Origin of the sequence: Enhygromyxa salina (assembly GCF_002994635.1) — a bacterium.
GTDB lineage: Bacteria > Myxococcota_A > Polyangia > Nannocystales > Nannocystaceae > Plesiocystis > Plesiocystis salina_B.
This window is the reverse complement of sequence record NZ_PVNL01000036.1, coordinates 42,635-55,252: the sequence shown is the minus strand read 5'-3', so window position 1 is coordinate 55,252 and position 12,618 is coordinate 42,635. Positions and strand designations below refer to the sequence as shown.

Below are 12,618 nucleotides of genomic sequence, written 5' to 3'. Positions count from 1 at the left end.
GCTGCGGACCGTGAAGGACGCGGATGACGCTGCGGCAGCACGTCGGGAGGCTCGGCGCCAAACGTGGACGTCGCAGTTGTTCCGTTCAGGCGATCCGCAACAGATGGAGGACGCTAGCCTGCAGTTCTGGCTACAAATTCCACCCGAGGATCGCCTCGCGGTGGTGTGGGAACTCAGCGTGGAGGTCTTTGGCCTCGGGAGTGACGAGCCGGTTGAACGACGACTTCCTCGATCTGCTTTTCGAGTTGTCCGACGCTGAGGCTCGCTTCTTGATCGTCGGTGGCTATGCCGTGGGCGCGCATGGATACCCGCGCGCGACCAAGGACCTCGACGTTTGGGTTGAAGCATCGCCAGACAATGCGACGCGGGTCATCGCTGCCCTCGAGGCGTTCAACGCTCCGATCGGGGACTTGGGCGCGGCGGATTTGGCCACGCCTGGGGTCGGCTTCATGATGGGCAGGCCACCGAGGCGGATCGACATCTTGACGAAGATCGCCGGGCTAGAGTTCGAGCGAGCGTGGCCGCGCCGCGTGACGATGACGTTTGGCCATGCTGCGTATCCCGTGATCTCGATCAGTGACTTGATCCTCAACAAGCGTGCAGCCGGGCGTGCTCAGGATCTGGCCGATGCCGAGGTGCTGGAGAAGATTCGGGATGGGCTGTCGTAGTTAGCGGGCGGTTCAGCTTCGACGCTCTCGAGAAATGACCCGGGTATGCTCGTCAAGAGTAACCCACCCCTACCCCGTGGAACCGTCGGCCTCAAGGGCAAGCTCGCTCCGCTCGTCGGTACCCGACCCTTGATCCCGACGGCTCCACGGGGTTACTCGCCGGTATGCGCTCGATGCCCGGGCATCGCCGCGTTGGCTCGGGCCAAGTCTCGAATTCCTGGTGGGTCATTTTTAGCGAGCACAAGTGGGTCTCTTTTGGCGAGCGCTGACGGGGGTGGTGGAATGTGGGCGCCGCGCCCGGACGCCAGGTAGTCGCCCGTGGGGTACTCCATCACGCCGCCTCGCTTGGCCTTTCGCCCGGGGCGGAAGTAAGCCTCGGCGACTCCAACCATGTGAGTTCCGCTTCCCCGCCAGACCTCTATACGCACTCTTGGTGAACCCAGTGGGTGGGCTCGTGCAAGTTGGCCGACGCCGGGACCCACGGATCCGACAGGTCCCGGCGCCCTAGGCGATGATCGATTGGCAGGTCAAAAATGGGCCGCTTTTGCTCACAGACTAGGCGAACACGCACGGCTCGGTGTGACCGGGATCAATCGGCGAGGCCACTATTCCCAAGAGAGGGTGGCCCAGCTCCCGATACCTCGCTGGCTCGCGCATGAGAATTAGTGACACGGTCCCCCCACCGCTAGTGTTTTAGGCGTCTCGCCGCCATCATGTACAGCTCATGGCGCACAGAACCAAGCAGGAGCGGCGTGCGGCGAAGCGGCGCCGGCACGTCAACGCGAAGAAGTCCAAGCAGCCGCCCCGAGAGCCGATGCCGAAGGAATTCACCCTTTACTGCGACGAGGCGGGTAACACCGGAATCAACTACCTCGATCCCGCGCAGCCCGTGCACGTGATCGCCGGATGGGTGGTGCCGAAGGAACGCGAACAGCAATGGGCCACGGAAATCGCGTCCCTCCGTGCACAGCAGAGGGCACCCGAACTGCATGGGGTGACACTGTTGAAGAGCAGCAAGGGCAGGAAACTGGCCGCGAAGATCCTCGAAGCCGGACTCCGCAACGGTTGTCTTCCCACATCGCTTGTGGCCTTCAAAGGACATTGCCTCAGTCTCCGCGCGGTTGAGACGTTCTTGGACCCAATGTTGAACCCAGGAGCCGTCTGGCTGCCGTCGGGTGCAAACGAGACGCGGCGCGGAATCGCTACGCTGCTCTGGCAGGAGGTCCCTGACGCCGTGCGCGAGTTTGGAGCCTGCTTCAAGACACCAGATCGAAGCACGTGGACCGCCGCGGTCACTGGCATCGCAAACGCCCTTGATGCCGCCAATGTCACCTCGCGGAATGGCACCCTCGTTTCGAATCTCGTGCGAAGCCTCCGGCAGGCCCTGGTGCCGGAGGTCATGGACGAGATTATCGACAGCGAGCGCAGGACCGTCTGGGGGACGGGGAAGCGCTACGAGGCGATGTCGCTGAACTTCCCCGTCTTCCTGAACTTTATGCGCAACCTTGACATGCTCATGCACGGGGCGGTCCTCGATGTGATCCACGACGAGACGCTCCAGTTCGAGGCCGTGTTTCGTCAGGGCGTCGAACTATTCGGGAAACTAGGCCGTATCGACGTCCGCGTCGAAGATGGGACTGCCTGGCGACTCAGCGCTGGCAGCTACCGGAGCTTCACGACACGCGACTCGAAGGATGTCATCGGCCTGCAAGCGGCCGACATCATGGCCGCCAGCGTCTTCAGGGTGGCGAAACGGGCCCACGACGACGAACCGCTCACCAACGAGGAAGAGCCCTTGGCGGCCCTCGCTCTGGGACACGAAGCCGCGCTCACGGTTACCGGCGACTTCCCCAGGGCACCAGGCATGGGAAGCGGGGCGGAGCTGACCCGGCTGCACCTGCGCGCGTTCCAGGCCGCTCAGCGGTACTACAAGACGGGCGCCCAGACCGGAGGGTCCTCTTGATGACGGCACCGGTGTTGCCAAGCCGTTTGAAGAGGCGATTGATCACGTTCATTGCTGACGATCCCGAGACCGATCAAAGCCCGGATGACCACAGCGACCACCGGCGCACCACCCTCATCAAGGTGTGACCCGCTGCCGCAGCTCGGCATCGTTGACGACTCGCACCGCGGCTGCTGGTCACCCTCGAGCACACGCTCGAGTAGTTCGCGGTAGACCATCGACTGCTTGCGGCGCGCCGCGGCTCGCAGGCGTGTCCGTCCGAGCAAGACGACTGGATACGAGCGCCGGCGCCTGGTCCCATGGTGCCGCCGTTGAGATCACGGGTGGCGCAATGCGTGGAGAATGCAGCGAGGCAGCCCGTTGTGCGTCGAAGCGGGAGGCTCGGCGGCTGCACCAGGCAAGCGAGTTCGTCAGTTGGCGCCCGATCCAGGCGGCCGACCGTCCCCGGTAACCTCCAGATACCGCAGCGCCGCTTCACCGTTGACCACAACCCCGGCCACCTGCTCGTATCCAGCCCGAGCAAACGCGCGCTGACTGGCAAGATTATCAGCCCGAATCAACGCCTCAATCTCCACAAACCCAAGCCCCGCCGCGATCGGCGTCGCGGCCCGGAGCACACCCACACCAAGCCCCCGCCCACGCGCCTCCGGGGCAACATTCACGCTGATCGTGCACACCCCCTCACTCGCCGCGCTCGCGTCCAGCCGCACAAACGCCACGCAATCCCCGTCAACCTCAACCACAAACAAATGCCGATCCCCCCGGCTCAGCTGCGCCGTAAACCACGCAACATGGTCCTCCCACTCAATCACCCGATTCGAGAACGAAGCCGCCCGCGTGACCGGATCATTCGCCCACCGATACACCAACGCCGCGTCGGCCAGCTCCGCGGCCCGAAACCGAACCTCACCCACTCGTGAAATCACCTTCGTGAACCGGTGTCTCAGCCGGCAGATCCCGCGTCGCAACCCCCGCGAGCAGCTCCTCGAGCCGCTTCGGCTCCAGCCCGCCCTCGAGCTTGCCCCGCCGCAGCACATCGACGTTATCGCGAGAAAACCGCTCCCCCTTGCCCACAGCCTTGGTCGTGATCAGCACTCGCCGCGCAAACGCCCGCAGCTCGTCCTCCACCCCATGCACGGTCTTGTCACCCGTGCCCACGACCCGCTCGACCGCCCGCACCCTCGCGACCAGCCGCGACAGCCCCTCGGGCTCGACCGCAAACGCATGATCAGGCCCCGGCAACCATTTGGACAGCGTGTAGTGCTTCTCCAGCAGCGCGGCCCCGAGCGCGGCGGCGGCCATCGGGGCGATCTCGGGATGCTCGGAGTGGTCGCTGAGCCCGCTGGGGATCCCAAAGGTCTCGCGCAGAGTCACGAGCGCGCGCACGTTCACGGCCTCGGGCGGGGTCGGGTACGCGGCCGTGCACTGCATAAGCGCGAGCCGGTTGCACCCGGCCGCCTCGAGCGTGGCCACGGCCTCACGCACCTCGTCCAGGTTGCTGGCGCCGGTCGACATGATCACCGGCTTGTCGCGCTTGGCGACCTCGCGCAGCAGCGGCGCGTGGGTCAGCTCGTAAGACGCGATCTTGAACGCGTCGACGAAGGGATCGAGCAGCGCCACGGCCTCCTCGTGAAACGGCGAGGCGATGAACGCGAGGTCGTGCTGATCAGCGCGGGCGCGCAGCCGCGGGAGCCAGTCCTCGGGCAGCTCCATGGCGGCGATGATGTCGAAGATGCTGCGCTCGTCGCCAAGGTAGTCGCTGCTGCCGGCCGCCTTGGGGTACAGGCGCTTGGCCTTGAACACCTGGAACTTGACGGCGTCGCAGCCGGCCTTGGCGGCGACGTCGATCAGCGCGAGGGCCTGCTCGAAGCTGCCGTTGTGGTTGCTGCCGGCCTCGCCAATGATGAAGCAGGGCCCGGTCAGGGCGAGGGTGCGTCCGCGGATCTCAAAGCTGGGCTGCATGGTGGTCACGACTGGTGCGGCTGGGCTGCGCGTCGATGGATCACGTCGAGCAGCGCGTCGAGGACACGGTACACGCCGCGGCCATCGACGGTCGCGCGGCCTTTGGTGGAGAGCTCGGCGAGCCGTGTGGGGTCGGCGAGCAGAGTCTGGATCGTGCGGGCGGCGGCGGCAAAGTTCAGCTCGCCGTGCCAGCCGAGGCTGATCCCGGCGTCACGGCGCTCGATGCCCGCGATCACGGGGCGCTGGTTGTCGGCCGCGGCCACGCACACGACGGGCACGCCGCTGGCCATCGCCTCCCAGACTGTCGTCCCAGCCGCGCACACGCACGCGCTGGCGCCCGCGAGCATGGTCGCCATCTCGCGGACGTCGACGTGGATCTCGAGCTGTTCGTGGGCGGCGGCGAGCGCCGCGAGCCGGGCCCGGGCCTGCGGATCCTGGCCCTCGCCAACGATCAGCTGCAGGCGCGCCGTCAGCCCTTCGGCGTTTAGCAGCGCGCGGACAAACGGCTCGCTGAGCTGCGCGGGGTCGGTGCCGCCAAAGGTCAGGACGATCCGCGGCGGGCCAGCGCTGATTGGCGCGGCGGCGGAGCGCTCGCGGAATTCTCGGCGCAGCAGCACGTAGGGATGACCGACCAGCAGCCGGGTCCACGCGGCGACCTCGTAGCGGTCGGGATCGAAGTCGAGGATCTGATTGACGACCACGTCGGCGAGCTGCTCGTGCGCGGCGAGGTCGTCGATCGCCAGCAGCGGTCGCTGGGGTTGCCAGCGGGCCTGATGCTCACGGCCGAACGCGTAGCCGTCGACGACCAGGGCGTCCGCCGCAGCCACGCGCGCGTCAAACTCGTCGTCGCCACCATCAATGAGCTCGACGCCACACGCCAGCAGCCGGGCCCGCACGGCTCCGACCACGCCGCGCCCGACCAGGGTCGCGTGGCCACCGAGGTCGACCCAGGCGTCGAGTACGGCGCCAACCCGCGTGACGTGGCCAAACCCGGTGGTCCCGCCCGCGTCGGCCCGCGCGAGCAAGCGCCGACCAAGCACCCGCGCGGCCCGAGCTTGCATGTCGGAGTCGATGCCCTTTTGGCGGACGTCAGCGTTGAGCGCGGCGACCTCGGGGTGCGCGGCCAGCCAGCTGGCGATCGCCTGGGTGCTGGCGTCGTCGCCGAGCGCCCGCACGACCGCGTCGACGAGCTCGAGATCCGCGGGGGTGTCGACGGTCAGGCGCAGGTGACCCAGATCGGGACCCGGCGGATCGCTGACGGCGGTCACAAAGCGGCCCGGCTCCCGATAAAAATACGGGGTCACGTGCTCGCGATCACCCGCCAAGCTGGCCTCGTGGGCGGCCCGCTCGAGCCCGGCGACCTCGAACACCTCGACGTCGAGCCCGCGGGGGATCCGGCGGCGCTCACCGGCCTGGTTGGTCAGGTACTCGACCGCGGCGTCGGTGCCCGCCCGGGTCATGAATTCCTCGACGAGACGATCGAGCTCGGCGGGATCGAGCAGCGGGCAGTCGCCGGTCACGCGCACGACGAGATCGTGCGGCGCGGCGTTCATCGCCTGGATCGCGGCGTGGTAGCGGCCGAGCACGTCATCGACGGAGCCGCGGTGAACCGCACAGCCGAGCGCCGTGGCGGCCGCGACCAGCGGCTCGTCGCCCGCATCGGTCGTGGTCGCAATGACCAGATCCGTGGCCGCGCGCGAGCGCCCGAGCCGATTAAGAAGGTGCTCGAGCAAGCTGCGATCCCCCGCGCGGCGCAGGACCTTGCCGGGCAGCCGCGACGAGCCCATGCGGGCCTGAGCGATCACGATGACCCGCCGCGACACGGATCAGCCCAACACCTGCGCGAGCGCTGCGACCACGCGATCGACGTCCTCGTCGCGCATGGCCGGGAACAGCGGCAGGCTCAAGATGCTCTCGTAGTAGGCCGTCGCGCCGGGGTACGCGAGCGGATCGGCGCCGCGATCGACGTAGTAGGGCTGGGTCGGGACCGGAATGTAGTGGACCTGGGTCAGCACGCCGAGCTCGCGCAGGCCGGCGACCACCTGCGCGCGGGTGCGATCGCTCGCCTGAAAGTCGACGTGGACGGCGTACAGGTGATAGGCGCTGAGCGTGTCTGCGGTGCCGATCGCGGCCGGCTCGACGCCCGCGAGCGTGGCCAGCAATTGGTCGTAGCGGGCCGCCAGCGCGCGCCGTCGGGCGAGAAAGCGATCGAGCTTGGTGAGCTGGCTGAGCCCCAGCGCGCACTGCAGATCCGTGAGCCGATAGTTGTACCCGAGCGTGTGTTGTTCGTAGTACCAGGGGCCCGGCGACGCGCCTCGCAATTGCTCGGGGTCGCGGACCATGCCGTGGCTGCGAAACACCTCGAGCGCGGCGGCGAGCTTGGGCTTGGCCGTGGTGATCGCCCCGCCCTCACCGGTGGTCACGTGCTTGACCGGGTGAAACGAGAAGATCGCCATGTCCGAGTAGCGGCAATCACCGATCCGCGTGTCGCCAGCGCGGGCCCCGAGCGCGTGGGCGGCGTCCTCGATCACGATCAGGTCGTGTTGATCCGCGAGGGCTCGGACCGCGGGCAGATCGACCGGCCGACCGTTGAGGTGAACCGGAATGATCGCGCGGGTCTGGGGGCCGACCATGCGCGCGGCGTGCTCGACGTCGATCAAGCCCGAGCGCGGGTCGACGTCCACGAACACCGGCTCGGCCCCGACGTAGCGCGCGCAGTTGGCCGTGGCCAGGAAGGTGAGGGCGGGGACCAGGACCTCGTCACCAGGCCCGAGCCCGGCGACGGCACACGCAGCGTGGAGCGCCGCGGTGCCGTTGCAGACCGCCACCGCATGATCGGCACCCAGCGCGTCGCACAGGGCGGCCTCGAAGCGCGCGACCGTCGGCCCGGTCGTGAGGTAGTCGCTGCGCAGGGCGGCGACGACGGCCGCGATGTCGTCCTCGTCGATCCACTGGCGTCCATAGGGCAGGATGTCGTTGGCCATGGCGGTAGGTCGAGAGCCTGGCGCAGACCCTTGCAATCGGGCTTGGGGCTGTCAAGCGGGCGTGTTGCGGCTGCGCCGGGGCTAAGTTAGCGTCCCCCGTGCTTCGTGCCGCCCGTGAGCTGCTGACCACCTGCGCTGTCCTCGTCGCCTGTGCCACGCTCGGCGCGTCCGGCTGTGACGCGAAGTCGGCCAAGGACGACCCCGCGAGCAAGACGGCGAGCAAGACCCCGGGCAAGGCTGGGGATCCGGTCGCCGCGGATCCAGGCAAGACCCCCGCGCCGCCAACGGCGGACATGATCCTCGAGGCGCCGGGCGTGGACCTGTCGAAGCTCAGCCCGCCCCAGCGCGAGAGCTTCTTTCAGGTCATCAACACGGAGTCCAGCGCCTGCGGTCAGGCCCACTCGCTGGCCATGTCCGTGCGCGACGACGGCGAGTGTCGTGACTCGATCCACGTCGCCCAGTTCATCGCCGATCGCCTGGCCAGCGGCGCGGCGGCGGGCGACATCAAGCTCGACATCGACACGGTGGTCAAGGCTCTGGCCCCGCGCGAGGTCCCGATCGAGGGCCGGCCCGTGTGGGGCAACGAGCGCGCGCCCGTGACCGTTGTCGTGTTCGCCGACTTTCAGTGTCCCATGTGCAAGCACGAGGCGCCGCAGCTGCGAGCAGCCGTCGAGGGCCAGCGCGGGCGGGCCAAGCTGGTGTTCAAGCACTTCCCGCTGACCGAGCACCACCCGCGCGCCGAGGCAGCGGGCGCCGCAGCCGAGGCCGCGCACCTGCAGGGCAAGTTCTGGGAGATGCACGATCTGCTGTTCGCCAACCAAGACGCGCTCGAGGACCCGGACCTGCTGGCCTACGCCAAGCAGATCCCTGGCCTCGATGTCGCGAAGTGGCAGGCCGATGTCGCGTCGGAGCCCGTCAAGCTGAAGGTCGCGGAGGATCGTGCCCACGGCGAGAAGCTGGACCTGCCCGGCACCCCCACGGTCTACGTCGACGGCCGCGAGCTGGTGCCGATGCTGTGGGGCGGCGAAGTCGACGCCTGGATCGAAGACGCCCTTCGCCGCTAGCGCTAGCGAGTGCCGCTAGTCCGGCGTCCGCGGGAACACGCGCGTCAGCAACCGGCCGTGAAAGACGCCGTCGGGGTCGAGTTCGCGCAGCTTGGCCGCGAACGCCTCGGCCTTTGGGTACATGCGCACGATGTCCTCGGGCGTCGCGCGAAACTCCTTACCCCAGTGCGGCCGGCCATCGAGCGCTCGCATGGCCGCCTCGAACGCCTCGAAGTAGCCGGCGAGCCCCGGGGCGGCCGCCATGTACGCGCCGAGCTGGCAGCTGTCGCGCCCGCTCGCCGGGCTCATCCACGCGTCGTCGCCCTTCACGAAGCGCAGCTCGGTGATGAAGTTGACGCGCACGCCCGAGCGCTCGATCAGCGCGCGGGTCTGGCGGAGCGCCTCGGCGGCGTGCTCGAGCGGCACGGCGTACTCGGTCTCGCGGTGACGAGGCGGCATCGCCAGGCTCAAGATCCGATCGGCCCGACCGACCCGGGGCGCGCGGTCGAGGTAGGTGCGCGCGACCAACCGATTACTCGGCGGGATCAGGCGTGGGATCACGCGCCCGAGCCCCAGCACCAACGGGAACACCAGCTTATTGATGATGATGCGATCGATCCACGCGAGCAGCTTCGACGGCTCGCCGGCCGCCTCGGTTCGCTCGCAGCGAAACACCATCACGGTGTCGGTGTGCGGCAGCCACCATAGCTTCACGTACTCGGCCGAGCGCGCGAGCGCCTGCATGTTCGCGAGCGCGGCCGCGAAGCTCACTGTCTGCGTGGTCTCGCGCAGCTGAAACCTCGGCTCGACCCGCACGCTGACCTGCGTGATGATCCCGAGCCCGCCCAGGCCAACCCGCGCAGCCGGGAGCAGCGGGTCGTGCTCTGCAATGTCGAGCACCTCACCAGTGCCCGTGATCACCCGCAGGCCCACGACGAAGCTGGGGATGTTGCCATGCACGAGGCTCGAGCCGTGGGTGCCCGTGCTCACCACCCCGGCGAGGCTCTGCTCGACCACGGAGCCGACGATCGACAGGGCCAAGCCACGCGTTGCCAGCTCGTCATTGAGTCGATGCAGCCGGATCCCCGCCTGGGCGCGCACGCGGCCGCGGGCGGGATCGACCTCGAGCAGCGCCTGCATGTTGTCGAGGCTGACGAGCACGCAGTCGGCAACGCACGGCATCGCAATGTCCGACCACGAGTGTCGGGCTCCGATCACCTTGATTTGCTTGTTGGCGCGGCGTGCCTCGCGAATAATCGCAACGAGCTCTTCTTCGCTGGAGGGCCGCTGGAAGCTCGCAGGCGTGCAGTGCTCGGTCCTGGCCCAATTGTAGAAGCGGCGCGTCATCTCATTTGGTCGACAGGGCGTCGGCCCCTACGATAACATTCGTTCGCGGTCGGAAGCTGCGATCTCATAATCAATCGAACTCGCCCGCGCGCTTGTATCAGCCACTTGCGCACGGACGCCGAATACCAATTGCAAGCTGCTGATCGCCGGCGATTGCAGGTCCGAGATCGGCGAGCCTCGTGACATGCAAGGGCAGGTCCCGCCGGGATCTGCCGCGGCGGCCACGCGTGCGGTTGTGCTTGCAATCTCGGGATCCAGGCCGTAGACACACCGCCCCGAGATGCCGTCGCCCAAACCGGAACCGACCTTCGATCCTGTCCCCGTGCTCGCGCTCGAGCTCGGCCTCGCGCACGCGGGGGTGCTCGCCGTCGTGAACCTGCTCGGCGAGGGCGCGACGGTCCCGTTCATCGCTCGCTACCGCAAGGAGGCCACCGGTGGTCTCGACGAGGTGCAGATCCGGGCGATCGAAGAGCGCCGCACCTACCTCGCCGAGCTCGAGAGTCGGCGTGAGGCGATCCTCGCCTCGGTCCGCGAGCAGGCCAAGCTGACGCCCGCGCTCGAGGCCAAGCTGCGCGAGGCCACGACCAAGCAGGCGCTCGAGGATCTCTACCTTCCGTTCAAGCCCAAGCGCCGCAGCAAGGCCCTGATCGCGCGCGAGCGTGGGCTGGGGCCGCTCGCCGATCGGATCCTCGCGCAGGTCCGCGACGGCTCGCCGGAGCAAGAGGCCGCGGCGCTGGTCAACCCCGCGCTCGAGGTGCCGGACGTCGCCGCCGTCCTGGCCGGGGCCCGCGAGATCGTGATCGAGGCCGTGGTCGAGCAACCGGAGATCCGGTCGAGCGTGCGCCAGCACTACGCCGAGCGCGGCGTGCTCGAGACCCGCGCGATGCCGGGCGTCGATCCCAACGTGCCCAGCAAGTTCGGCGACTGGTTCGACTGGTCGGAGCCAACCGCCAAGATCCCCTCGCACCGCTACCTGGCGATCCGTCGCGGCGAGAAAGAGGGCGTGCTGCGCTCGAAGATCAGCGTGGACCCTGCGTTCTTGCAGCCGCAGCTCGAGGCCACCATGCAGGTCGACGACGCCTCACCGTTCGCGCCCGAGCTGCGCACCGCGATCGACAAGGCCCTGCGCGGGCGCCTGGGCGTGGGCGTGGAGATGGACGTCCGCGTCGAGCTCAAGCATCGCGCGGATCGTGAGGCCGTCGAGGTGTTCGCCGACAACCTCGGCAACCTGCTGCTCGCGGCCCCGCTCGGGGGGGTCCCGGTGATCGGCATCGATCCGGGCCTGCGCACGGGCTGCAAGTGCGCGGCGGTCGACGCGACCGGGCAGTACCTCGAGACCGTGACGATCTACCCGGTCAAGGGCGAGGACAAGGCCGCCCGCGAGCTCGCCAAGTTCGTGCAAAAGCACAAGCCACGGGCGATCGCGGTCGGCAACGGCACGGGCGGGCGCGAGACCGAGGCGCTCGCCCGGCAGGTCGTCGCGCAGCTGGATCTCCCCACTGAGTCCCGGCCTGTGGTCGTCAGCGTCAGCGAAGCGGGCGCCAGCGTGTACTCGGCCTCCGAGGTCGCCCGCGAAGAGTTCCCGGATCTCGATCTCACGATCCGCGGGGCGATCTCGATCGCGCGTCGCTTGCAAGATCCGCTGGCCGAGCTCGTGAAGATCGATCCCAAGTCGATCGGCGTCGGGCAGTATCAGCACGACGTGCAGCAGACCTTGCTGCGCCGCAAGCTGCACGAGGTGATCGAGAGCTGCGTCAACCGGGTCGGCGTCGAGCTCAACACCGCCAGCGCGCCGCTGCTCAGCTACGTCGCCGGGATCGGCGAGGGCCTGGCCAAGCAGATCGTCGCGCACCGCGATCGCAACGGCGCGTTCGACAGCCGCGCCAGCTTGCTGGGCGTGAGCGGCCTCGGGCCCAAGACCTTCGAGCAGGCCGCGGGGTTCCTGCGTCTGCGCGAGAGCAAGGAGCCGCTCGATCGCTCGGCCGTGCACCCCGAGCGCTACGCCCTGGTCGAGCGCATGGCCGCGGATCTCGGGGTCTCGAGCCGGCAGCTGGTCGGCGACGCGCAGCTGGTCTCGCGCATCGAGATCTCGCGCTATGTGGACGGCGAGGTCGGTGAGCCGACCCTGCGCGACATCGTGACCGAGCTCGCCAAGCCCGGCCGAGATCCTCGCGCCCAGTTTGAGGCCCCGCAGTTTCGTGACGACGTGCACGCGGTCAGCGATCTGCAGATCGGCATGCAGCTCGAGGGCGTGGTCACCAACGTCACGAACTTCGGCGCGTTCGTGGATGTCGGCGTGCACCAGGACGGCCTCGTGCACGTCAGCGAGCTGAGCGACAAGTGGGTCGACGATCCGCGCAAGGTCGTCAAGGTCGGCGATCGCTTGAAGGTGCGGGTGCTGACCGTGGATCTCGAGCGCCAGCGGATCGCGCTGTCGGCCAAGCGCGAGCCAGGCAAGCAGGCCTCGGGCAGCACCGAGCGCGGTGCTCAGCGCAGCACCGAGCGCGGCGCCGCGGGGCCTGCCAAGCAACCGCAAGCCAGGCCCAAAGCTGAGCGCGACGCCGGCTTCGCCAACAACCCGTTCGCCAAGCTGCGTCGCTGAGCACGGCAACCCGCGGCGGGTCAGTTGGCGAGCACGCGGCCGGTTCGCC

The 12,618-nt window shown here is 68.5% G+C and carries 9 protein-coding genes; 4 read left to right on the top strand and 5 right to left on the bottom strand.

Annotated elements, in window-relative coordinates:
* Positions 1-212: 212 nt before the first annotated feature.
* The gene (locus ENSA7_RS07860) at positions 213-668 is read left to right on the top strand and encodes a hypothetical protein (RefSeq protein ID WP_244923745.1); all 456 of its coding nucleotides are present in this window, start codon (positions 213-215) and stop codon (positions 666-668) included.
* A gap of 724 nt (positions 669-1,392) precedes the next feature.
* Complete coding sequence (locus ENSA7_RS07855; protein WP_106088594.1) at positions 1,393-2,631, top strand: DUF3800 domain-containing protein; 1,239 nt, start codon at positions 1,393-1,395, stop codon at positions 2,629-2,631.
* Between the two features lie 410 nt (positions 2,632-3,041).
* On the opposite strand, the gene ENSA7_RS07850 is transcribed toward ENSA7_RS07855, so the two are convergent.
* The 4 genes from ENSA7_RS07850 to pseC are packed head-to-tail and all read right to left on the bottom strand — an operon-like array spanning position 3,042 to position 7,577.
* Entirely contained in the window at positions 3,042-3,545 is a 504-nt protein-coding gene (locus ENSA7_RS07850) for a GNAT family N-acetyltransferase (RefSeq protein WP_181233418.1), read from the bottom strand.
* Positions 3,538-4,593, bottom strand: coding sequence for an N-acetylneuraminate synthase family protein (locus tag ENSA7_RS07845; protein WP_106088608.1), 1,056 nt, complete (start codon positions 4,591-4,593; stop codon positions 3,538-3,540). Before ENSA7_RS07845 ends, ENSA7_RS07850 begins: the two co-directional genes overlap by 8 nt.
* A gap of 5 nt (positions 4,594-4,598) precedes the next feature.
* On the bottom strand, positions 4,599-6,416 hold the full coding sequence (locus ENSA7_RS07840; protein ID WP_106088592.1) for a cytidylyltransferase domain-containing protein: 1,818 nt from the start codon (positions 6,414-6,416) through the stop codon (positions 4,599-4,601).
* A gap of 3 nt (positions 6,417-6,419) precedes the next feature.
* The gene (gene pseC, locus ENSA7_RS07835; RefSeq protein WP_106088591.1) at positions 6,420-7,577 is read right to left on the bottom strand and encodes a UDP-4-amino-4,6-dideoxy-N-acetyl-beta-L-altrosamine transaminase; all 1,158 of its coding nucleotides are present in this window, start codon (positions 7,575-7,577) and stop codon (positions 6,420-6,422) included.
* A gap of 98 nt (positions 7,578-7,675) precedes the next feature.
* Here pseC and ENSA7_RS07830 point away from each other — a divergent pair, with 98 nt between their 5' ends.
* Positions 7,676-8,641 (top strand): DsbA family protein, encoded by a 966-nt coding sequence (locus ENSA7_RS07830; RefSeq protein WP_106088590.1) that lies wholly within the window; start codon positions 7,676-7,678, stop codon positions 8,639-8,641.
* Positions 8,642-8,656: 15 nt separating this feature from the next.
* Here the strand turns inward: ENSA7_RS07830 and ENSA7_RS07825 are convergent, their stop codons facing one another.
* Positions 8,657-9,967, bottom strand: a complete 1,311-nt coding sequence (locus ENSA7_RS07825) for a D-arabinono-1,4-lactone oxidase (protein WP_106088589.1) — start codon at positions 9,965-9,967, stop codon at positions 8,657-8,659.
* A gap of 280 nt (positions 9,968-10,247) precedes the next feature.
* Here ENSA7_RS07825 and ENSA7_RS07820 point away from each other — a divergent pair, with 280 nt between their 5' ends.
* A complete protein-coding gene (locus ENSA7_RS07820; protein ID WP_106088588.1) occupies positions 10,248-12,569 on the top strand; it encodes a Tex family protein in 2,322 nt (773 codons plus the stop codon).
* Positions 12,570-12,618 lie beyond the last annotated feature (49 nt).

What these genes read in the sequence shown, in the direction of transcription:
- ENSA7_RS07855 (WP_106088594.1), top strand. Translation starts at nt 1,393, where the DNA reads ATGGCGCACAGAACCAAGCAGGAGCGGCGTGCGGCGAAGCGGCGCCGG.
- ENSA7_RS07845 (WP_106088608.1), bottom strand. Translation starts at nt 4,593, where the DNA reads ATGCAGCCCAGCTTTGAGATCCGCGGACGCACCCTCGCCCTGACCGGG.
- pseC (WP_106088591.1), bottom strand. Translation starts at nt 7,577, where the DNA reads ATGGCCAACGACATCCTGCCCTATGGACGCCAGTGGATCGACGAGGAC.
- ENSA7_RS07825 (WP_106088589.1), bottom strand. Translation starts at nt 9,967, where the DNA reads ATGACGCGCCGCTTCTACAATTGGGCCAGGACCGAGCACTGCACGCCT.
- ENSA7_RS07820 (WP_106088588.1), top strand. Translation starts at nt 10,248, where the DNA reads ATGCCGTCGCCCAAACCGGAACCGACCTTCGATCCTGTCCCCGTGCTC.